This window comes from uncultured Martelella sp., assembly GCF_963677965.2.
GTDB lineage: Bacteria > Pseudomonadota > Alphaproteobacteria > Rhizobiales > Rhizobiaceae > Martelella > Martelella mangrovi.
In genome coordinates this window covers 3,160,458-3,180,676 of the sequence record NZ_CAXXFM010000001.1, presented here as the reverse complement: position 1 = coordinate 3,180,676, position 20,219 = coordinate 3,160,458, and the positions used below count along the sequence as shown (strand labels likewise).

The following is a 20,219-nucleotide window of genomic DNA, read 5'->3' as shown; positions in this document are numbered from 1 at the left end:
GATTCTCAGGGCTCTGCTTGATGCGCTTGCGGAGACGAATGGGACTGGGGACAACAGGCGCAGGCTTATGTCTGAACTGGTATTACTGGAAATTGCCGGGCAACCGATCGTTCCGCTGACCCTTCCATTGCCGCCGGTCGGCCCGTTGAGGAACCACTGCCTGGCTTTCAGCGCCGCGCCGAATGTCCACGCAAAACTAGACGACTGGTGCGCAGAACTGAATATGAGCAGGCGCAATTTCACCCGGGTATTTCGTGCAGGCACCGGCCTGAGCTTAGTGGAATGGCGTAGCAGGGCTTGTGTACTGGCAGCCATTTCCCGGCTGTCCGCGGGCGATCAGGTGACCCGCATTGCATTCGATCTCGGCTATGACAGTTCCGCCTCATTCGCTGCAATGTTTCGCCGTGCAACAGGTAGTGTCCCATCCCGCTTCAGGCAAAAGCAATAAGGAGCCGAATCTGAGTGGGCAAGTCCAATCATATCAGCTGATCAGGATAGCGAAAGCCGAGGAACCAACCTAGGCTCCAGACTCAGTGATTTTCAAAGCCAGAAGATGACAGTTGCGGCGAGTGCGACGGCCGAGAGGAAGACCTCCGGGCATCTGTCGTAGCGCGTCGCGACCCGGCGCCAGTCCATCAACCTGCCGAACATGATCTCGATCCGGTTGCGCCGCTTGTAGCGGCGCTTGTCGTATTTGACCGGCTTGCCGAGCGATTTCCGGCCCGGAATGCAGGGTCGGATCCCCTTGTCTTTCAGGGCCTCGCGGAACCAGTCCGCGTCATATCCGCGATCTCCCAGAAGCCACTCGGCTCTCGGCAGTCCGTCCAGCAGCGCTGCCACGCCTGTGTAGTCGGTGTCCTTGCCAGCGCTCATGAAGAACCGCAATGGGCGGCCGTTGGTGCCGGTAACGGCATGCTGTTTCGTGTTCATGCCGTCCTTGGTTCGCCCGATCAAGCATGAGTCTGATCCTCAGCAGCACGGCCTTCGCAATACGCATAACCGCTTTCGGCAACGCGGAAGGGCTGTTGCGAAATCGAGGTAACACCGTCCCTCCAAATAAAAGCACTTTTTCTTGATGATCCGCAACGTTGGTGCGTATGTCGAATTTTATCGTTTAAAATCAATGTGTTCAATATAATGAACTATTGATTATTATATTGACTCGCGCAAAATTAGGCGTATCGTCGTGACCATAGAAGCAATCGAGAAGGTAATAGATCATGTATCGGCCAAAGGGTGTCATTTCTGCGTTGTTAACACCGTTCGGTGCTGATCACCGTCTGAATGAAGGGGAGCTACGCCGGCTAGTGGAGTTCGATCTTCAGGGGGGCGTTGACGGGATTTTTCCGGAAAGCTCGGTGGGCGAAGCCGTTCACATGGACTTTGCTGAAAAGTGCCGCTGCATGGAGATCGTGGTGGATCAGGTCGCTGGCCGCGCTACGGTCCTGCCTGGCATTGCAGCTTCCAGTCCCTATGAAGCCGCAAGGCTGGCAATCCATGCAGCCCAGCTTGGCTGTCCGGCTGTCGTTGCCTCGGCACCCTATTATTTTAAACCCGATCAGGAAATGCTCGTCCGCTTTTTTGAAGTCATCATCGAAGAATGCGATGTACCGATTATTCTCTACAACATTCCGCTCTTTGCCGAACCGCTAAGCTACGGCCTGGTGGAAAAACTCAGCGCAAACGACAAGGTTGTCGGGATCAAGGATTCCAGCGGCAGCATGGTCGACTTCCAGCACTTCCTCGACATTATCAGTAGAGCCGAAAGTCAGATGACTCTGCTTACAGGTCGAGAGGAGACGCTGGTTCCATCGTTGCAGGTGGGCGGCACGGGGTGTGTGACTGCCTCGGCCTGCATCTTCCCGGAGATCATGAGCGGCATCTACAAGGCCTATCATTCCGGAGATCTCGCCGCCGCCCTTGAAATGCAGCGCTCAATTCTTCCGCTTGTCAGGGCCATGTTTCAGGTTCCCTTTCCCGCTGCCTTCAAGGCTGCTTTGGAATTGAGAGGGTTTGACATGGGTGCTCCGATGTTGCCTTTATCCCGTTCTGGAGAGACGGCATTGACGAACCTCAAGCAGAAGCTTCGCCCAATGATGGATGCCGCTCTTAGACCTTGGGGAGGGCTGGCCTCCGCCGCGTGATTGGGATGAGTGAAATGGCGACGAAATACCAGGTGCCGGCTCTGATCAGGGCGAAGCAGATACTCGATCTTCTAGGAGAAGACGATGCGGACCTGCAGACCATCGTGTCAAAGACCGGCCTGGCCAAAAGTTCGGTCTACACCTTGCTGCAAACGCTGGAGGAGATTGGTTTCGTTCGACGTCTGCAGGGCGGTTCACGCTTCGCACTGGGGTTCGGCCTTTTCGAAATGGGCACGCTCGCCGTTTCCAAGGTTTCGATCAGGGACCACGCCATCGCTCACCTTCGCGAACTTTCCTTCAAGGAGCGAGTGACTTGCCATCTCGGCGCGCTTGACGGAAACGAAGCCGTTTATCTTCTCAAGGTCGACCCACAGGACAGTATCCTGATCAACTCATGGGAAGGAAAACGGTTGTCGCTGCATCGCTCGGCGATGGGCAAGATTCTGTTGGCCTGGCTGGCAGATGCGCGGCGCAACGAATTGCTGGCCACCATGGACTTCAGCTCGGCAACGACGCACACAATCATCGATCGCATAGTGTTTGAAAAGCATCTCAAGGTTGTCAAAGCCCGAAAATGGGCCATGGACGACGAAGAGGATATCGCCGGTATCCGTTGCCTCGCGGTTCCGATCTTTTCATCGGACCGCAGTGTTCACTACTCGCTCAGCCTCTCATCCATGGCGAGCCGGATACCGGATGAACGGATAGATGAATTATGTGCCGGGCTACTGACAACGGCGCAACGTATTTCGCAAGAACTTGGCGCACCGAACGACGTTTGGACGCCGAACTAAGGAGCTTCATCATGCCCAACAGACCATATGGCTGATGCAAGGACGCAAATGTCGCGATCTTTATGGTCATCATTTGCGCCAGACCAAAGTGCACGGCCGGCTGCTTGCTCCGATGAGCGTTGACGAACCAGCCAGCACTTCTTCCAGAAGCTAAAGCAGATATTCGCGGGACCGACGCATCGTGTCGCTCATCCGGGCTTTGCGCCTGGACGATCCCGCATTGTTTCAACCCGCAAGTGAAGACGCATGTGGGAACGAGAGTTCGTGCGCCTTCAAAACCCAGAATTTTTATTCGGGAGGATAAAAATGACCGCAGGCTTTCTTGTTCTCATCATCGCGACTTTGTTCCAGGGCAGCTTCGGCCTTGGCATGAAGAACTACAAACCTTTTTCCTGGGAGGCTTTCTGGGTCGTATTCTCGATCGTCGGAATTCTCTGCTTCCCAATCCTCTGGACATCAATCGAGGTGCCCGGCTTTTCCAAATACATCTGGCAGACGCCTGTCAGCATTCTGCTGCTGGCCAGCGGTTGCGGCTTTCTCTGGGGCGTTAGCGCCATCTGGTACGGCAAGGCGATCGACAATATCGGGCTTTCGCTGACAGTCGGCATCAATACCGGCGTAGGCACTTCGCTCGGTTCTCTTATCCCGTTGTTCATTCTTGGGAACATCCCCGCGGCACAGGCATTCACGGTTCTTCTGGCAGGCATGGCAGTCATGCTTGTCGGCGTCGGCGTCATCACCAAGGCCGGCCTGATGAAGGACGCACAGTCGAAAACGGACGAAACCGTCGTGCGCAACGACAAGTTCATGGTCGGCATGATTATGGCGCTTGCCTCTGGCTTCGGCACAGCTGCGATGAATATCGGCTATACCTTCGCCCACACGGCCAGCGCCATCGCCGTCGCCGATGGCGTGGCGCCGGTCAAGGCAAGCCTCATCGCCTATGTGATCGTTTTTGCCGGCGGCGCTTTTATCGCCAATCTCGGCTACGCCCTGTGGGTCATGAGCAAGACCAAAACCTGGGGCGATTTCGTCAAGCCCGGCGCGCCCTATGCCTATTTCAAGGCTGTTCTGACAGGTGCAATCTGGTTCGGCGCCCTGGGCCTTTATGCAAAGTCGACCGCTCTGCTCGGGGATCTCGGCCCGGTCATCGGCTGGATCGGCTTCATGTCGCTGGCCCTCATCGTCAGCAATTTCTGGGGCATCAAAACAGGCGAGTGGAAGGGTTTCAGGCGCCCGCTGGGTGTCATGAACCTCGGCAATGCCGTTCTCATCATCTCAGTTATCATCGTCGGCTATGCCAATAGCCTTGCTTAATCCGAAAGGGAGGAAATGACCATGGAACAGATCAACACCACCACCGTCGACAAGGTCGTCGATACATCGCCGGAAAAGCCGAAGACCATGCGACCGATCGTCAGCATCGGCACAGGCGGGATCGTTACGGATGCGCATCTTCCGGCTTATAAAATGGCGGGCTACTCGGTCATCGGCGCCTATGACCTCAATCCGGAAAAGGCAAGCGAGGTTGCGGCCAACTGGAACATTCCGACAGCCTACGCCAAGCTTGATGACCTGATCACGCTCGGCACGGCCGAAGGCGCCGTCTTCGATATCGCCGTTCCGGCGTCGGAGATCGCCAATATCCTGCCCAAACTGCCCGATGGCGCTGGCGTGCTGATCCAGAAGCCGATGGGCGAATCCATCGAACAGGCTGCTGCCATTCTCAAGCTTTGCCGCGAGAAGAAGCTGACGGCCGGCATCAATTTCCAGCTGCGCCGCGCCCCCTTCATGGTTGCCGCCAAGCAGATGCTCGATGCCGGTCTCATCGGTGAGGTTCATGACGTCGAAATGCGCGTCGTATGCCAGACGCCATGGAACCTGTGGAGCTTCCTGTTCGAGAAAGAGCGGATGGAGGTGAATTACCACAGCATCCACTACATCGACGCTGTTCGTTACTTCCTCGGCGATCCGAAGGCAACCTATGCCAAGACGATGAAGCACCCGAAGATGATGGAACTGGCGCAGACCCGTTCGTCCATCATCCTCGACTACGGGGACGTCATCCGCGCCAATGTCTCGACCAATCACGGTCACGACTATGCCCCGGACGAACAGGAATGCTTCTTCAAGATCGAGGGCACGAAGGGCGCCATCAAGATCCAGATCGGGGTGATCCTCAATTACCCGAAGGGGTCGGTCGACAAGTTCCGCTACGTGCTCGACGACGGCAAGGGCTGGCGCGAACTGGCCATCGAGGGAAGCTGGTTCCCGGAAGCCTTCATGGGACCGATGGGCGGATTGCAGAAGAAACTCGAAGACCCGTCCTACAATTACGTCAACAGCGTTGAGGATGCCTACAGGACAATGTGCGTCGTCGAGGCCTGCTACGTCTCGTCCGCGTCCGGAGCAACGCCGGTCAATTACGACCTTTAGGGCCGTTCGCTGCACGGCGGCCCTGCTGACCGGAGCCGCCGTGCGGAAAGCTGAAAATTCCAATGAAGCGAATACCGGGCCCGACACTGGGCGGCATCGGTATTCCAGGGAGCGAAACATGCAAACCATCGTCGATGCCCATCTGCATATCTGGGATCTGGAGGCGTTTTCCCTGCCATGGCTCGATGACGTTCCGGCGGCGCGACACACGGTGTCGGAGGACGATTACAGAACGGATTGCGTGACCGGCCCGGACTGGCAGATCCGCAAGTCCGTCTACATCGAAGTCGACGTCGCGACAGACCAGAAACAACAGGAAATCGATCATATCACGGCGATATGCGCCGATCCGGGCTCGATGATTGCCGCAGCCGTCGTCTCGGCGGATCTGTCGCGCCGGGATGGCGACGCGTGGCTGGAGCAGCTCACCCGAAATCCCGCCATTCGCGGTATCCGGCATGTCCTGCATGTGCCTGCCAGTCCGCGCGGCGCCTGTCTCGAACCGGCCTTTGTCCAGAATGTCCGCAAACTCGGAGCATCCGGCCTCCATTTCGAAGCCTGCCTCAGATGTGAGGAACTGTCCGATCTGGTGCGGCTGGCGGAATTGTGCCCGCAGACGCCGATCATGCTCAACCATATGGGCATCGTCGATGCGGCCCGGATTGCCGGCGCTGCAGCCGGTTCGGACGAGGACAGGCGTTATCGCGACCTGTGGCTGGAAAACATCGCGCGGCTTGGACAATTGTCCAATGTGAGTTGCAAGATTTCCGGTCTTGCCGCCGGCGCGGATGAGGTCGAGGCGGTTATCGCGCCGGTGCTTGACCATTGTTTCGGCAGTTTTGGCGACAAGCGCATCGTATTCGCAACCAATTACCCCGTGTCGGAAACCATGATTCCTGCGCGCCGGTGGATCGAAAGCGTTCTGAAACACACGGCCGCACAGTCCGAGACTTTTCGCGACCGGCTGTTTTTCGAGAACGCCTGCCGCTTCTACCGGATCTCACTTTAGTTTCACCAGTCAATCGCAACCGTAACCACGAAAGGAGACCGTTATGGGAGAAGTGATGCGGATCGGAGGAATGATCAGAACCAAGCCGGACAAGGCGGCCTATTACAAGGAACTGCATGCCAATGCCTGGCCGGAAATCAACGCCATGATCAAGAAGTGCAACATCCGCAACTACTCGATCTACTTCAAGGATGACGTGCTGTTTTCCTATTTTGAATATGTCGGCGACGACTACGACAAAGACATGGCGATGATGGCAGCCGACCCGAAAACGCAGGAATGGTGGGGCGAATGCGTGCCCTGCCTGGAACCGCTCGAGACCCGCAAGGAAGGCGAATTGTGGGCTTCGATGGAAGAGGTCTACCACCTCGATTGATGAAATGCGGCAGGCCGGTCCCCCGGTTCGGACCGGCCTGCCGTCCGCCGCGCCAATTCAGGAGAAAAACATGTCCACGCTACCGCTCGAAGGCCTGACCGTCCTCGATTTCAGCCAATTTCTGGCGGGACCATCCGCAGCGCTGAGGCTTGCCGACCTTGGAGCCAGGGTTATCAAGATCGAACGACCCGGCAAGGGCGACCTCAGCCGTCAGCTCTATCTGGCTGCCGATATGAAGGTCGGCACGGACAGCCTGTTGTTTCACACGATCAACCGCCACAAACTCGGCTTTGCCGCCAACCTGAAGGACCCGGCCGATCTCGAACGGGTCAAGACCCTTATCGGCACGGCCGACGTCATGATCGAGAATTTCCGACCGGGCGTGATGGCGCGGATCGGCCTTGATTACGAAACCGTCCGCAAGATCAATCCCAAAATCATCTACGGCACCGTCACCGGCTATGGCGCCGATGGCCCGTGGAGCAAGTTGCCCGGACAGGACCTGCTGGCACAAAGCCGCACCGGGCTGGCATGGTTGTCTGGCGACGAACCGCAGGGCCCGGTCCCGATCGGCCTTTCCATCGCGGATCTGATCACCGGCGCGCACCTCGTTCAGGGCATTCTCGCCTGTCTTGTACGTCGCGGCATTTCCGGCAAGGGCGGCCTGGTTGAGGTGAGCCTGATGGAATCGGCAATGGACCTGCAATTCGAGTTTTTCACCAATTTCCTCAATGACGGCCACAAGCTGCCGAAGCGCGCCAATGTCCGCAGCGCCAGCGCCTATATCGGCGCGCCCTACGGCATTTATGCGACCGCCGACGGTTATCTGGCATTGGCCATGGGCGACATTCCCGCGCTTGGAGAGGTGCTTGGATGCGCCGCGCTGGCAGCCTACGCCGATCCCGATTGCTGGTTTGAAAAACGCGACGAGATCAAGTCGATCCTTGTCGATCATCTGGTCGGCGAGACAACGCGACACTGGCTCGACCGGCTTCAACCCGCCGACTTCTGGTGCGCTCCGGTCCTCACCTGGTCGGACCTGATCGAAGAGGACGGTTTCAAGGCGCTCGACTTCATTCAGCAGGTCGGACGCGATGGCGAACAGGGCTTTTTCACGACGCGGTGCCCGATCCGCGTGGATGGCGAGACATTCCGCTCCACACAGCCCGCCCCCCATGTCGGCGAACACGCGGCCGAGATCGACGCCATGATTGACGGCGCCAGCTGATCATTTGTTTCAGAAAGGTTGCAACAATGTTTATCGACAGATTTTTCGAGGATATCGAGATCGGTGAAAGCCGGACGAGTTTCGGCCGGACAATCACCGAGACCGATATCGTCATCCACGCCGGACAGACCGGCGATTTCTATCCCCACCACATGGACGCCGAGTGGTGCAGGACTCAGCCGCAGGGACAGCGCATTGCCCATGGAACGCTGTCCTTTGCAATTGCCGCAGGCCTTGGCGCCGGCGATATCAACAACCGGGCCATGACCTATGGCTATGAGCGCCTGCGCTTTCCAAAACCGCTCTTCATCGGCGACACGGTTCACGCCGTTTTCACAATCACCGAGAAGAAGCCGCACCCCCGCAGATCCGGCTACGGGCTCATTACCGAACACACGGAACTGAAGAACCAGCGTGACGAAACGGTGCTGTCTTGCGACCACATCCATTTCGTCGAGCGCCGCGAACCGCTCGAACAATAAAGGTTACGACAGATGATCCATCTGAAAGGCATGACGTGGGACCATCCACGCGGCTACCAGCCGCTGGAAGCGGCGGCACGTCTTTACCATGACAAACATCCCGATGTGGAAATCACCTGGGATCGCCGCTCGCTGCAGGCGTTCGCCGACCGGCCGCTGGCGATGATGGCGAGAGAATACGACTTCATCATCATCGACCATCCGCATGTCGGCGAGGCCGAGCGCGATCATTCGCTGCTACCGCTGAACGAGGTTGGATACGACACGGCGTTAAAGGCGTTCGCCCATCGCAGCGTCGGCCCGTCTTATGAAAGCTACCTGTATCACGGTAAGCTGTGGGCCCTGCCGGTCGATGCCGCGGCACAGGTCGCCTGCTTCCGCCCGGACCTCATCGACCGCCCCCCGGCCACATGGGCGGAGGTGATTGCACTGGCCGAGACCGGCAAGGTCACCATGCCGCTGAAACCGATCGATGCCTTCGCCAGTTTCGCCACCCTTTCCGCCAATGTCGGTGCGCCGCTGGCCAAGGCGCGAGAGGCTCTCTTTGACAGAAACGTCGCGAAAGAGGTTCTGGAAGCACTGCTGGCGGTTGCCAGACGCCTCGATCCCGTCTGTTTCGCCAACAATCCGATCGAAGTGCTGGAACGGATGGCCCATTGTGACGACTATGTCTACTGCCCGCTGCTCTACGGCTACAATTCCTACAGCCGTGCGGGCGCTGCCGGCAAACCCATTGCCTTTTACGACATTGCCCCGCTCGGCGACAACGGCCCGCGCGGCTCGATGATCGGCGGTGCGGGGTTGGCCGTTTCCAGCGCCTGCCGGCATCGCGATATCGCGCTCGACTTTGCCTTCTGGGTGATGAGCGGAGACAGCCAGAAAGGTTTTTATTTCGACGAAATGGGCCAGCCGGGGCATCTGGATGCCTGGGAAGACCCGCGAACCAATGCCGAAAGCCTCGACTTCTTCAAGAACACGCTGGCAACGCTTCAGACCAGTTGGCTGAGACCGCGCTATGACGGCTTTCTCGGTTTTGTCGACAGGGCCGGCAGGCTCGTCAATCAGTGCCTGCGCGGAGACATTACGATCAACGCGGCGCTTTCGGGCATGGAGCAGGCCTATGCCGCAAGCTTCGACGAGCGCCTTGAGCGCAGTTTCGAATGACAAGGATCATGGACCGCCGCGGCGATGCGCGACGGTCCGCGTTGACGAATTCACCAACCCGTCTGTCCCGGATGTGGACAGCAAAGCCCGGCCGGACACGGGCGATACCATCCCGGCCATAAAAAAAGAGGAAATAACGATGACCTTTTTCCTGTGCTTTCCGAAAATCAACATGAGCGGTTCGGGATGCCTGGCGGATGTTCCCGAACAGATCGCCGCGCATGGCTTCAAGAAACCGCTGATTGTCACCGACAAGGTTCTGGTCGACATCGGTCTGGTCGCCCCCCTGCTGGAGGGCCTGTCAAAGCTTGGCCTTGAGCCGGTGCTGTTTGACGGGGTGGTGCCCAATCCGCCCTCACCCGTGGTCGATGCAGCCTACGCGCTGTTCACCCAGTCCGGCTGTGACTGCATCGTCGGTGTCGGCGGCGGAAGCCCGGTCGACACGGCGAAGGCGGTGCGCATTTTGACCGCCAATCCCGGCCCGATCAGCCTCTACGAAGGCGTCGGCAAGGTGGCAAAGGAAGGCGCGTTCCTTGTCGCCGTCAACACCACGGCTGGAACCGCGGCCGAAGTGACCTCGAATGCCGTAATCACCGATCCCGAACGGCAGGTCAAGATGGTCATCATCGATCCGAAAATCATCCCGGATATTTCGGTCAACGATCCGGAGATGATGAAGGGCGTGCCAAAAGCGACGACGGCCGCGACCGGCATGGATGCGCTGACGCACGCCATCGAAGCCTATGTCGCCCAGGGCGCGCATGTGCTCACGGACTATTCCGCCCTGGAAGCAATCCGCCTGATCTCGTCCTTCCTGCCGCGCGCCGTCGATGACGGCAATGATCTCGAGGCCCGCGAAATGATGGCTTATGGCCAGTTCATCGCCGGACTTGCCTTCAACAGCGCCGGCCTCGGTCTGGTTCACGCAATGGCGCATCAGCCCGGCGCCGTCAAGGACCTGCCCCACGGCGTCTGCAACGCCATCCTGATGCCGGTCGTGGAGGACTTCAATCGCCCCTACGCCGTCGCGCGCTTTGCGAAGATCGCCACGGCCATGGGTGTCGATACCGCCAACATGAACGAGGAACATGCTTCAAAGGCTGCCATTCAGGCTATTCGCGATCTGGCGGTACGCGTCGGAATTTCCGATGGATTTGCTGCGCTTGGGGTTACGGAGGAAGATCTCGAGGTGTTCGTCGACAAAGCGCTGCAAGATCCTTGCGCTCCGGGCAATCCAGTCGCAGCGAATGCTGATCAAGTGCTCGAACTTTACAAGATGGCGATGTAATCGCACAACCATCTATTTCTGTGTTACAGATCAATCACACGGCGACGCTCCTGTGTCTAAAGCTCAAAGCGCGAGCGCCGCCGATTTTCTTCTATCGATAAAATTGGGTTTCTACTTTCAATAGTGCGCTGCTACGTGATGGCCAACTTAAGATTTACGTACTTGGAAGCTGCCAGTCCGTTTCAGGCCCCTTTGATGCCTATCGACAATCTGCCAGAGGTTATTTCGATCCTGTCTACATACAGTGTGGAGGTGCTGTTCTGCAAACGTCTGGGTTACAGCAAACTCATCTGAGGCTCTCGTATGCCTTCAAAGCTTCCCCCAATGAGGATAGGGTAATCCCGAGCAGGCGGTTCCCCTTCTGAACTGGAAACAACTCAGTCAGCAACACGCTGGCAATCTCGCTTGCACTTCGCATATTGTGGCGAGCGGTACGGTAAATTTATCGTATCAGACGCTTAGCTCCGCTGCACTATATTGTGCTAAACGCATTCTCAGCTGCAGCAGTTCATTGGACACGGCTTGCCAGACCCGCGTCGAAAAGCCAGTTTTGAAGCTTCTGCACCGACAAACTCCCTTATTGAAGGTCCGCTTCATACCACAGCGCTTCCAAAACCCGCCAGTCTCCTGACGGCCCCCTTTCAGCCGTTGATAAACAACATGCCCGATGGTCCGTCGTGAAAGTACGATTGCGTTATAAGTTTTACGCAAAAGGCTTATAACGCCGCTGACAAAGGCTGCGTCAGGATGGAAGAAGATATCTCACACAAGGACAGACCTGGGCTTTCGCTGAGACTGCAAGAACCAGTCCGCCGGTATGTTCAGGCTTCAATCATGCCCCGCATCAAGAGTTCAGCTTCCTGCCCGGCCTCCACCTCCGACGGATAACCAAGCGAAACATTGCGGACGATCGTGTCGCCTTCAACGGTTTCACGCTGCCGATGCGTATGCCCGAATAACCAGGCGTCAGGATTGTTCTTCGTGATCAGTGCTCGAAGATCCGAGCCGTAGATCGGATCAAATTCGCTTGGCGTATCTGACAGCAGCTCCGGGTGCGGACAGTGATGCGTGACCACCACCGTCTTGCCGGCTACCGGCGTCGCCAGTTGGTCTTCTAGCCAGCGTCGATGATCTCCGTGAACAAGCACCGTGTCTGATGGCTGGATCTTGCCGTACCGAGGTGTTTTACGGATATACCGATAATCATTCATCCGTGTTCTGGCGAACGTCATGGCCGCAGCAGGCGCGCCATGAAGCGCGAAGTCGGTCCAGAGCGTGCAGCACAGAAACCTTGTATTGCCGAGCGCAATTGCTGCCTTCTGCACAAAATTGGCTCCCGCCTGTGCTGTCAATTCGGCAAGACGGTCATCGCCATCAATGACGTGATGGTAGTAGTCGTGGTTTCCAGGGAAAACGTAGATGCGTGCCGGGTCGATGTGACGCCCGAGATGCCGGAGCGTTCTTGGCCATCGCACCTTTGGTTTGTCCGCCAGATCTCCTGCGATGATCAGCGCATCCAATGAGCCGAGGATTTCAGGGGGCAGTGCGGCGAAGGGATCGCGTCCTTCTCCAAGCCATTGGTCGAGATGCAGGTCGGCGGTGATCAGAACGGGCATGATGTTCACATTTGCAAAGCGAGACATGAGATCGAGTGGATAGGCAGGCAGATCATTTCAACTGCATGTCACATCGAAACCAATGGCGGTCAACGTCCCGTTAACCACGGTTCACGGAACCTGGTTTGAGCGGCTTCCGCCGTGGGACCCGAACGGCCCCTGACGATGCGAATGACATTCTGATTTTCGCATTGCTTCTCAGGATGGCGGCAACGGTATCATCCGATCAGTCGACCAATCAGACAAAATGCGAAAACCTCAGATGGCCGCTCTTTCAGGGTATGCATCTGACCATGCGATGAGAAATTTCGAACCCGTTTCGGATATTCGCAGGGCTGTTTCACATGCACACCGCCCGGGTCTTTGGTTGTCACCAAAACGAAGTTTCATTTTTCGCATTAATTCAACGTATTCAATTATTTATGTGGACAAATCGGGGCTTTCAAAGCGGTCGACATTGGTGCTATCTCCGCCCCCTGTTTGAAGGCGGCCACACCCTGGCCCCGAATATCCGCCCTCCACATCACTGCTCCGCAAGATTCGTCCCGCTTAGCACCGTCAGTTTGAGTACCCATGACCCGCATACCCTTTGTCGAAGCCCGGTTCTTCGAGCCCCTCAATCCCATCGAGGTCACACGCCGTTTCGAAGAGCACCTTCGAAAGCTGCGGGAGGCAAAGCTCTCGCCGGAAGAGCGGGAAAAGGAGGACTGGCAGAGAGCCGCTGATACAGTCACCCGTGAGGATCACGCGCGCATCAGGCGCCGGGTCAACAGAATTGAACAGAACCGCCACAGAGCTTCCGGAATTTCGCATCTCAATACCGACGGCCGACAGCAGATCGAGATGCTTTCGGGCGGTGTTGAATTGCGCCGCATCGAAACCGAAACACAGGCCGACGAGATAGCATCCGCACTGCATACGGAAATGCCTTGGATGGCCCCTGCTACAGAGCACGTCTGGCACGCAATGCGAACGCAAGTCCGCCGGGGTGATCCTGGTTTCCGGCTTCCCCCGATGTTGCTGGTCGGTCCACCTGGGATCGGCAAAAGTACCTGGGCGCGCCGGACCAGTGCCGCTCTCGATGTGCCGCTGCGCACGATCGATGCCACCGTGGAACAGTCCTCGTTTTCCGTTGGCGGCGTGCAGCGTGGTTGGAGTTCCGCTCATGCCGGCAAGCCGGTTGCGACAATCATAAGGCACCTGGTCGCCAACCCAATCGTTGTGCTCGATGAGATTGAGAAAGCAACTGCGGCCGTATCCACCCGGGGAGAGCGGCACAGCCTTGCTGACAGTCTGCTGCCCTTGTTGGAGCCGGAGACATCGCGACGATGGGAGTGCCCCTTCTATCAACTCCGCTTCAACATGCGCTGGGTTGGCTGGATCCTGACGGCCAACAGCCTCGACGGAGTGTCGGAACCGCTGTTAAGCCGGCTCGTCACCATCAATCTGACTGAGCTCAGCACACCGGCTCTCACAGCCTTCGCCAGACAGGAAGGACGACGGCGTGGACTGTCGGAGAATTCGATCGAGATCATCACCGAAGTCATCGAGAAGTTTGCCGGCAGAAAACCGGCGCTGAGCCTCAGATCAGTCATCCGCATGCTTGAACGAGCGGATAGGCTAGAAAACCGACCGATGCTGCATTGATAGCGTGCGACGGCAAAGGGGCCGTAACCTGACAGGCAGGTTTCCAAATCGCCGGTCGAGAAAGCGGACATTAACCTACATAGCATGCAGTGGCACTCTCGGCTCTTTGGAGTTCCGAGGACGAAACATCCTGCGGCGGAGCTTCAAACAAGCCCTCGTGGAGAACCAATGCTGGCATCCGCCAAGAGAGACTCCGACCTGCACATGCCCCCGAACCAGACGTCAATGCCATCGTACGGTAGCCGACCTTACCAATGTCCACACAATGAAAGGGGCCGCACGATCTTTCGTACGGCCCACTTTCAAGTTGCGAACACAAATCAGGACGCGGCTTCCTTGTTGACCCCGCCCTTCGTGGCGATCTCTGTCATGCGGCGGTCGCCATCATATGTCTGATCGAGACAATTCTTCAAAATCGCCGCGTCACCGACCAGACCGAGGCGGTTGGCGAAGGCGGCCAGCGTGCCGTAGCCCGCAAGTGCGTAATGTACCATACGCTGGTATTGCGGGATGATGGCGGCGTCGCGCACGTCAGCGTCCGTGAACTCATCGGACAGGCCATGCTTGCGCGCTTCGTTCACGAGGCCTTCCATACCCTTGCAATGCTCCGCGTTTGGCTTGATGCCGTGATCATTGCACAGCTTTTCTATGTGCGCGATACCGTCGGCAATGCCGTTGCCGCCATCGATAAGCGCCTCGGACAAATCCTCGTCCTGGGCGGCGCAGCCGAGTTCGGTCACGACGGGCAGGCACTGCGTGTTCGCGCTCCAGATGTCCTGCAGTTGGTCGAGGTAGATGTCTTTGAGCGAGTTCATGGCTATGTCGTGTTCCTCTGTTCTGGTTAGTCCTCCAACGGGTAGCACCATGGAAAGTTCCTCCGATCGATATGGCCTTACGTCTTTTCAGAAGGCGCTTGAGGCCGGCGAGCGGGTCGACAGCACCGTCGCATCTGAGAAAGCCGCAAAGACTGCGTTGCCTTCTGAGCACCGCGAAACGCTCTGACAGACATTTTCGGGCTTAGTGTCCGAGCCCACCATCCCGCCTGTTCAATTCCCGAACGAATGCGATCAAGGCACGCATTCCGGCGCTCATGTGCCGGTTTTTCGGGTAGTAGAGAGCCAGGCCCGGATAGGGCGGCGTCCATTCGTGGAGTAGTTGGACCAGCGTTCCATCCGCGAGATCCTCCGCGATCGCCGCTTTGGCGACATAGCCGATACCCCCGCCGGCTCGGGCCGCAATTGCAATCAGCCGGGCATCGTCCAGAATGAGTCGCCCTTGCGTTTCGATGGTGAGCCGCTCGCCATGGCGTTCGAACTCCCAGCGATAACGCGCCGCTCCCGCCAACCGCCACTGGATGCAGTCATGCGCCTTCAGGTCAGCCGGCGTCGAGGGTGCGGAGACATCGTGCAGATAGGAGGGTGCTGCGACGACGACGTGTTGTTGTTCGCCGCCGACCGGAATTGCCACCATATCCTCCGGCACCATCTCGATCAGCCTTAGTCCGCAATCAAAGGCGCCGCTGCCAAGATCCAGCAAATTGTCGTCCGAGCGGACGTCGACCGTCATGTCGGGGTAGCGCCGCAGGAACTCCAGGATGAGCGGCTCCAGCACGAGCTCCGCCGCCCGCGCAGAAGCATTGATGCGGATCGTGCCGCGCGGCTGATCGCTCAAGCCATCCAGAGCCTCAACCGCCCGGCTCAACTGCCTGAGCGCGGGACGCAGCGCTTCGGCGAAGCGTTCGCCTGCCTCCGTTAACGCGACGCGCCGCGTAGTGCGAATGAACAGCTGTGCCTTGAGACGCGCCTCGAGCCCGGCGACGGCGTGGCTCAGCGCCGATGCGCTGGCGCCGCTGGCGCGCGCGGCCGAACGAAAACCGCCATGTTCCGCCACAGCCATGAATGCGGCCAGTTCCGATGGAGGCAGATTGGCGACTGTCCGAAATAGCTCATCATTGCGTTCCATGTTCACCTACTAAATCAAACAGCGAAGGCTTGCTACCTCCTGTACGCAAACAGGAAAGGAAAATCTCATGAACAGGCTTAAGACGGGTTTCGATTTTTCCACCACGGCTGCGGACGTCCTTCAGGGCATCAATCTTGAAGGCAAGACGATGATCGTCACCGGCGGCGCAAGCGGCATCGGCATCGAGACGGTGCGCGCCCTGGCGGCAGCCGGCGCAGCCGTGACCATCGCCGCGCGCCGGCCGGATGCGGCCGAAGCTGTTGCTGCAGATTTGCGAAAGGCGACCGGTAACGCGGCCATCACGGTCGAGCCTCTCGACGTGGCCGATCTGTCCTCCGTCCGTCGTTTCGTGACGGCATGGAACAGTCCGGTCGATGCGTTGATCAACAATGCAGGGATCATGGCGCTTCCCGCGCTTCAGCGCACCGGCGAAGGTCGCGAGATGCAGTTTGCGACCAACTACCTTGGCCATTTCGCGCTGACGCTCGGCCTGTACCCATGGCTGAAGGCGGCGGGCAAGGCCCGTGTCGTGTCTGTCGCCTCAAGCGGCGCTCTTTGGAGCCCCGTGCTGTGGGACGATATGGACTTCCGCTTTACGCCCTATCATCCGATCGTCGCCTATGGTCAGTCCAAGACGGCCTGCATCCTGCTTTCGGTTGGAATCGCGCGGAAGTGGGCGGAAGACGGGATCACGTCGAATGCCCTGAACCCCGGCGCGATCGCCACCAATCTGCAGCGCCACACCGGCGGGCTCAAGACCCCCGAACCTTTCCGCAAGACACCGGAACAAGGTGCAGCGAACTCGGTTCTTCTGGCCGCCTCGCCACTTCTTGACGGCATCTCGGGCCGGTACTTCGACAATTGCAACGAAGCCGAAATCGTCGCTGAGCGAAGCGAGCAGACAGCAGGCGCCGTTGCCCCTTATGCAGTCGATCCTCAGAATGCCGACCGGCTCTGGGCCATGGCCGAAGCCACGCTCGCGGAAGGATGATAGGCAAGGAATCGGGCGGCGGCATGCCGCCCGCAAACGTCGTCAACCTGCCTCAACGTGCGGAACCGAGGCCGTTCCGAAGCGCGCGCGATACTCCGCCGGGCGGATGCCGACCAGTTTCTGGAACGTTTTCCTGAACGCCGCCGGGTCGGAATAGCCGACATCCCAGGCAATCCGGTCGACGGGCAGCAGCGTGCGCTCCAGCAGTTCGCGCGCCTTGGCGATGCGGACCAGCTGCAGATATTCGTTCGGGCGGTGATGGGTCGCGGCCCTGAACCGGCGCAGCAGTGTGCGCTCGGTCATGCCGGCAACCTCGTGCAGATCAGCCATGCTGACCGGCTCATGCGCATGGGCATGGATGAAATGCTGCGCCTTGCGGATGGCGTCATCGCCATGATCGAAGCGGGGAATGAACTGGGCGAAGGGGCGCTGGCTGCTGCGCGGCGGATCAATGAGCAGGAAACGGGCCGTCGAGAGCATCGTCGCCGGGCCGAGCAGCCGCTCCACAAGCGTCAGCCCCAGATCGGCCCAGGCGAGGATGCCGCCCGCCGTGACGATATCGCCTTCGTCCAGCACCATATGTTCCTCGGCCAGCCGCACGGAGGGGAAGCGCTTCGCAAGCTGCTCGGCAAAGGTCCAGTGCGTCGTCGCGCGCCGCCCGTCCATCAGCCCGGTTTCGGCCAGCACGAAGGCGCCGGCGCAGACGGAGCAGAGCACTGTGCCTTGATCGTGCTGGTTTCTGAGCCATACGGCAGCCGCCGGCGCTGGCGCCATGCGCTCCGGCATGATGATGCTCGGCGGCGCGATCGCGTGGCTCAGGCGATGCGGCGATCCGGGATGGCTGTCCCATATGCAAATGACGTCATCTGCCGTCGCCTCCCAGTGCGACACGCGAATATAGCGCGCGTTTTCGCCGGTCCATTCGGCCGCCACACGGAAGAGATCGGTCAGGCCATAGATCGCCGCGAGCTGGCAGCCGGGATAGATCAGCAGCCCGATTTCAGCAACCTGTTCCGCTTTCTGCGCCATTGTCCGTTTTGCCTCGACAAGTGTCCGTTTCGCCACGTCCGCTTATGCGCCCGTCGACCTATCTTGTCCATGTCGAAATCAAGAGGACACGAAATGCACACCGAAATGACCCGGCGCGCGATGCTGAAGACGGCGGCAACTGTCGCCGCCCTTTCGGCTCTGCCCCGCCTCACCTTTGCACAAACACAAGGAGAATTTACCATGGCTACGATTACCACCAGAGACGGCACCAACATCTTCTACAAGGACTGGGGTCCGAAGGACGCCCAGCCGATTGTCTTCCACCACGGCTGGCCGCTCTCGGGCGACGATTGGGACAACCAGATGCTGTTCTTCCTCGCCAATGGCTACCGCGTCATTGCCCATGACCGGCGCGGCCACGGCCGTTCGGACCAGACGGACACCGGCAACAACATGGACACCTATGCCGCCGATGTCGCCGAACTTGCGAGCGCGCTCGACCTGAAGAACGCCATCCATATCGGCCACTCGACCGGTGGCGGCGAAGTGGCCCGCTATGTTGCCCGCGCCGAGAAGGGCCGGGTCGCCAAGGCCGTGCTGATCGCAGCCGTTCCCCCGGTCATGGTGCGCTCTGAAAAGAACCCCGAAGGTCTTCCGATCGAGGTGTTCGACGGCTTCCGCGCAGCACTTGCCGCAAACCGCGCCCAGTTCTACATCGACATCCCGACCGGCCCGTTCTATGGCTTCAACCGCGAGGGTGCCGAAATCAGCCAGGGGCTGATCGACAACTGGTGGCGGCAGGGCATGGCCGGTGGCGCCAAAGCCCAGTATGATTGCATCGCCGCCTTCTCGGAGACCGATTTCACCGAGGACCTGAAGGCGATCACCGTTCCGGTTCTGGTGCTGCATGGCGAAGACGACCAAGTCGTTCCGATTGCCGACTCGGCACTGAAGTCCATTGACCTGCTGCAGAACGGCACGCTGAAGACCTATCCGGGCCTGCCGCACGGCCTGTTCGCGACCAACCCGGACATCATCAACCCCGAGCTCCTCGCCTTCGCAAAGGCCTGAGCGAGCCAAGAATAAACGGCGGGTTGCGTCAGATGTCGCAGCCTGTCCTTTCTACGCTCGCCTTCCAGAGCGCCTCGGCCGTTTCGGGATCGATCGCAAACGGGCGTACCCCGGCTCTGCGCTCGGTTTCGACCGACGCGATATCGCAATCCTCGCAATAAACGCCGCCAATGCCCGCAAGCTCGGGCGCGGTGGCACACCATACCGTCGTCGCGGCACCCTGCTGCGGCGACTTCATGTCGCGCGCGGGATCGATGCGCGGGCTGCCATCGGGGTTCACCGCGTCAAACGGCGCCAGTTCTTCCTCGCTCAGATGCCGCGCCAGCGGCCCCAGAACCGATCCGGGATGAACGGCATAGGCCCGCACATCCGGCGCACCGCGACGATCAAGTGCCACTGCAAACAGCGCATTGGCGGTTTTCGCCTGTCCATAGGCGAGCCACTTGTCATAGGGCCGCCGCGTGAAGTCGAGGTCGGTCAGGTCAAACCCAGGTATCTGGTGACCGCGCGACGAGAGGATCACGACGCGGGCACCGGGGTTGATGACCGGCCACAGGGCTGATGTCAGTCGGAAGTGCCCGAGATGATTGGTGGCAAGCTGTCCCTCATGGCCATCGGCATCGCGAAACAGCGGCGTGGCCATGACGCCGGCGCTGAGGATCAAGAGATCGAGACGGATGCCCTCGGCCCGCAACTGATCCGCAAAGGCGCGGATCGATGGCGGGTCCATGAGGTCCATGGCCCGAACATCAGCCAGATCGCCAAGGGCCTCACGTGCGGCGACCACATCGCGGGCCGGCACGATGACGCGGGCACCACGCGCGGCAAGAACCCGCACGGTTTCCAGCCCGAGCCCGGAGGCACCTCCGGTGATGATGGCGGTCTTGCCGGTGAGATCGATCGTGCCGGCGACATCGTCCGCCGTTGTCGCGGGGCCCCAGGGCGTGTTGAGCGGTGTTTGCATGTAACGTCTCCTTTTGAGACGTCACTAGCGTGCGTCAACAAGACAATCTATATTCAA

General features: G+C 59.1%; 19 protein-coding genes and 1 pseudogene. 14 read left to right on the top strand and 6 right to left on the bottom strand.

Annotated features, from left to right (window positions below):
• Window positions 1-67 precede the first annotated feature (67 nt).
• Window positions 68-448: an AraC family transcriptional regulator gene (locus ACHZCU_RS14815; protein ID WP_319519374.1), complete on the top strand. Its 381-nt coding sequence runs from the start codon at window positions 68-70 to the stop codon at window positions 446-448.
• A gap of 92 nt (window positions 449-540) precedes the next feature.
• Here the strand turns inward: ACHZCU_RS14815 and ACHZCU_RS14810 are convergent.
• Window positions 541-954 (bottom strand): annotated as a pseudogene (locus ACHZCU_RS14810) (IS5 family transposase); the annotation flags it as partial.
• Window positions 955-1,220: 266 nt separating this feature from the next.
• Between ACHZCU_RS14810 and ACHZCU_RS14805 the strand changes: the two are divergent.
• The 10 genes from ACHZCU_RS14805 to ACHZCU_RS14760 all read left to right on the top strand — a co-directional run bounded on the left by ACHZCU_RS14805 (window position 1,221) and on the right by ACHZCU_RS14760 (window position 10,921).
• On the top strand, window positions 1,221-2,144 hold the full coding sequence (locus ACHZCU_RS14805) for a dihydrodipicolinate synthase family protein (protein ID WP_319519373.1): 924 nt from the start codon (window positions 1,221-1,223) through the stop codon (window positions 2,142-2,144).
• A 14-nt stretch (window positions 2,145-2,158) separates the two neighbouring features.
• A complete protein-coding gene (locus ACHZCU_RS14800; protein ID WP_319519372.1) occupies window positions 2,159-2,938 on the top strand; it encodes an IclR family transcriptional regulator in 780 nt (259 codons plus the stop codon).
• Window positions 2,939-3,244: 306 nt separating this feature from the next.
• Window positions 3,245-4,255 carry an L-rhamnose/proton symporter RhaT gene (locus ACHZCU_RS14795; protein WP_319519371.1) on the top strand — a complete coding sequence of 337 codons (1,011 nt, stop codon included), beginning with the start codon at window positions 3,245-3,247 and terminating at the stop codon, window positions 4,253-4,255.
• A gap of 21 nt (window positions 4,256-4,276) precedes the next feature.
• On the top strand, window positions 4,277-5,374 hold the full coding sequence (locus ACHZCU_RS14790; protein WP_319519370.1) for a Gfo/Idh/MocA family oxidoreductase: 1,098 nt from the start codon (window positions 4,277-4,279) through the stop codon (window positions 5,372-5,374).
• 118 nt (window positions 5,375-5,492) lie between these two features.
• Window positions 5,493-6,383 (top strand): amidohydrolase family protein, encoded by an 891-nt coding sequence (locus tag ACHZCU_RS14785; protein WP_319519369.1) that lies wholly within the window; start codon window positions 5,493-5,495, stop codon window positions 6,381-6,383.
• Window positions 6,384-6,426: 43 nt separating this feature from the next.
• A complete protein-coding gene (locus ACHZCU_RS14780) occupies window positions 6,427-6,759 on the top strand; it encodes an L-rhamnose mutarotase (protein ID WP_319519368.1) in 333 nt (110 codons plus the stop codon).
• Window positions 6,760-6,829: 70 nt separating this feature from the next.
• The gene (locus tag ACHZCU_RS14775; protein ID WP_319519367.1) at window positions 6,830-7,987 is read left to right on the top strand and encodes a CaiB/BaiF CoA-transferase family protein; all 1,158 of its coding nucleotides are present in this window, start codon (window positions 6,830-6,832) and stop codon (window positions 7,985-7,987) included.
• A gap of 26 nt (window positions 7,988-8,013) precedes the next feature.
• Window positions 8,014-8,469, top strand: a complete 456-nt coding sequence (locus ACHZCU_RS14770; RefSeq protein WP_319519366.1) for a MaoC/PaaZ C-terminal domain-containing protein — start codon at window positions 8,014-8,016, stop codon at window positions 8,467-8,469.
• A gap of 12 nt (window positions 8,470-8,481) precedes the next feature.
• Window positions 8,482-9,633, top strand: a complete 1,152-nt coding sequence (locus tag ACHZCU_RS14765) for an ABC transporter substrate-binding protein (RefSeq protein ID WP_319519365.1) — start codon at window positions 8,482-8,484, stop codon at window positions 9,631-9,633.
• 139 nt (window positions 9,634-9,772) lie between these two features.
• Window positions 9,773-10,921: an iron-containing alcohol dehydrogenase gene (locus ACHZCU_RS14760; protein ID WP_319519364.1), complete on the top strand. Its 1,149-nt coding sequence runs from the start codon at window positions 9,773-9,775 to the stop codon at window positions 10,919-10,921.
• Window positions 10,922-11,742: 821 nt separating this feature from the next.
• On the opposite strand, the gene ACHZCU_RS14755 is transcribed toward ACHZCU_RS14760, so the two are convergent.
• Window positions 11,743-12,537 (bottom strand): metallophosphoesterase, encoded by a 795-nt coding sequence (locus ACHZCU_RS14755; protein WP_319519363.1) that lies wholly within the window; start codon window positions 12,535-12,537, stop codon window positions 11,743-11,745.
• A 573-nt stretch (window positions 12,538-13,110) separates the two neighbouring features.
• Here ACHZCU_RS14755 and ACHZCU_RS14750 point away from each other — a divergent pair.
• A complete protein-coding gene (locus ACHZCU_RS14750; protein WP_319519362.1) occupies window positions 13,111-14,184 on the top strand; it encodes an AAA family ATPase in 1,074 nt (357 codons plus the stop codon).
• 320 nt (window positions 14,185-14,504) lie between these two features.
• Here the strand turns inward: ACHZCU_RS14750 and ACHZCU_RS14745 are convergent, their stop codons facing one another.
• Both ACHZCU_RS14745 and ACHZCU_RS14740 read right to left on the bottom strand, forming a co-directional pair.
• The gene (locus ACHZCU_RS14745) at window positions 14,505-14,999 is read right to left on the bottom strand and encodes a DUF892 family protein (RefSeq protein ID WP_319519361.1); all 495 of its coding nucleotides are present in this window, start codon (window positions 14,997-14,999) and stop codon (window positions 14,505-14,507) included.
• A gap of 202 nt (window positions 15,000-15,201) precedes the next feature.
• Window positions 15,202-16,146 carry a LysR substrate-binding domain-containing protein gene (locus tag ACHZCU_RS14740; protein WP_319519360.1) on the bottom strand — a complete coding sequence of 315 codons (945 nt, stop codon included), beginning with the start codon at window positions 16,144-16,146 and terminating at the stop codon, window positions 15,202-15,204.
• A 67-nt stretch (window positions 16,147-16,213) separates the two neighbouring features.
• Between ACHZCU_RS14740 and ACHZCU_RS14735 the strand changes: the two genes are divergently transcribed.
• Window positions 16,214-17,137, top strand: coding sequence for an SDR family NAD(P)-dependent oxidoreductase (locus tag ACHZCU_RS14735; protein WP_319519359.1), 924 nt, complete (start codon window positions 16,214-16,216; stop codon window positions 17,135-17,137).
• A 42-nt stretch (window positions 17,138-17,179) separates the two neighbouring features.
• Here ACHZCU_RS14735 and ACHZCU_RS14730 read toward each other — a convergent pair whose 3' ends face one another.
• The gene (locus ACHZCU_RS14730; protein ID WP_319519358.1) at window positions 17,180-18,166 is read right to left on the bottom strand and encodes a GlxA family transcriptional regulator; all 987 of its coding nucleotides are present in this window, start codon (window positions 18,164-18,166) and stop codon (window positions 17,180-17,182) included.
• Between the two features lie 201 nt (window positions 18,167-18,367).
• Here ACHZCU_RS14730 and ACHZCU_RS14725 point away from each other — a divergent pair, with 201 nt between their 5' ends.
• Window positions 18,368-19,198 carry an alpha/beta hydrolase gene (locus ACHZCU_RS14725; RefSeq protein ID WP_319519357.1) on the top strand — a complete coding sequence of 277 codons (831 nt, stop codon included), beginning with the start codon at window positions 18,368-18,370 and terminating at the stop codon, window positions 19,196-19,198.
• Between the two features lie 28 nt (window positions 19,199-19,226).
• On the opposite strand, the gene ACHZCU_RS14720 is transcribed toward ACHZCU_RS14725, so the two are convergent.
• Window positions 19,227-20,162: an SDR family NAD(P)-dependent oxidoreductase gene (locus ACHZCU_RS14720; protein WP_319519356.1), complete on the bottom strand. Its 936-nt coding sequence runs from the start codon at window positions 20,160-20,162 to the stop codon at window positions 19,227-19,229.
• Window positions 20,163-20,219: the final 57 nt, after the last annotated feature.

Excerpts from the sequence above, each read along its gene's own strand:
- ACHZCU_RS14790 (WP_319519370.1), top strand. The coding sequence starts at position 4,277 with ATGGAACAGATCAACACCACCACCGTCGACAAGGTCGTCGATACATCG.
- ACHZCU_RS14735 (WP_319519359.1), top strand. The coding sequence starts at position 16,214 with ATGAACAGGCTTAAGACGGGTTTCGATTTTTCCACCACGGCTGCGGAC.
- ACHZCU_RS14745 (WP_319519361.1), bottom strand. The coding sequence starts at position 14,999 with ATGAACTCGCTCAAAGACATCTACCTCGACCAACTGCAGGACATCTGG.
- ACHZCU_RS14765 (WP_319519365.1), top strand. The coding sequence starts at position 8,482 with ATGATCCATCTGAAAGGCATGACGTGGGACCATCCACGCGGCTACCAG.
- ACHZCU_RS14740 (WP_319519360.1), bottom strand. The coding sequence starts at position 16,146 with ATGGAACGCAATGATGAGCTATTTCGGACAGTCGCCAATCTGCCTCCA.
- ACHZCU_RS14730 (WP_319519358.1), bottom strand. The coding sequence starts at position 18,166 with ATGGCGCAGAAAGCGGAACAGGTTGCTGAAATCGGGCTGCTGATCTAT.
- ACHZCU_RS14800 (WP_319519372.1), top strand. The coding sequence starts at position 2,159 with ATGGCGACGAAATACCAGGTGCCGGCTCTGATCAGGGCGAAGCAGATA.
- ACHZCU_RS14775 (WP_319519367.1), top strand. The coding sequence starts at position 6,830 with ATGTCCACGCTACCGCTCGAAGGCCTGACCGTCCTCGATTTCAGCCAA.
- ACHZCU_RS14815 (WP_319519374.1), top strand. The coding sequence starts at position 68 with ATGTCTGAACTGGTATTACTGGAAATTGCCGGGCAACCGATCGTTCCG.
- ACHZCU_RS14755 (WP_319519363.1), bottom strand. The coding sequence starts at position 12,537 with ATGCCCGTTCTGATCACCGCCGACCTGCATCTCGACCAATGGCTTGGA.
- ACHZCU_RS14770 (WP_319519366.1), top strand. The coding sequence starts at position 8,014 with ATGTTTATCGACAGATTTTTCGAGGATATCGAGATCGGTGAAAGCCGG.
- ACHZCU_RS14795 (WP_319519371.1), top strand. The coding sequence starts at position 3,245 with ATGACCGCAGGCTTTCTTGTTCTCATCATCGCGACTTTGTTCCAGGGC.
- ACHZCU_RS14720 (WP_319519356.1), bottom strand. The coding sequence starts at position 20,162 with ATGCAAACACCGCTCAACACGCCCTGGGGCCCCGCGACAACGGCGGAC.
- ACHZCU_RS14785 (WP_319519369.1), top strand. The coding sequence starts at position 5,493 with ATGCAAACCATCGTCGATGCCCATCTGCATATCTGGGATCTGGAGGCG.
- ACHZCU_RS14805 (WP_319519373.1), top strand. The coding sequence starts at position 1,221 with ATGTATCGGCCAAAGGGTGTCATTTCTGCGTTGTTAACACCGTTCGGT.
- ACHZCU_RS14725 (WP_319519357.1), top strand. The coding sequence starts at position 18,368 with ATGGCTACGATTACCACCAGAGACGGCACCAACATCTTCTACAAGGAC.
- ACHZCU_RS14760 (WP_319519364.1), top strand. The coding sequence starts at position 9,773 with ATGACCTTTTTCCTGTGCTTTCCGAAAATCAACATGAGCGGTTCGGGA.
- ACHZCU_RS14780 (WP_319519368.1), top strand. The coding sequence starts at position 6,427 with ATGGGAGAAGTGATGCGGATCGGAGGAATGATCAGAACCAAGCCGGAC.
- ACHZCU_RS14750 (WP_319519362.1), top strand. The coding sequence starts at position 13,111 with ATGACCCGCATACCCTTTGTCGAAGCCCGGTTCTTCGAGCCCCTCAAT.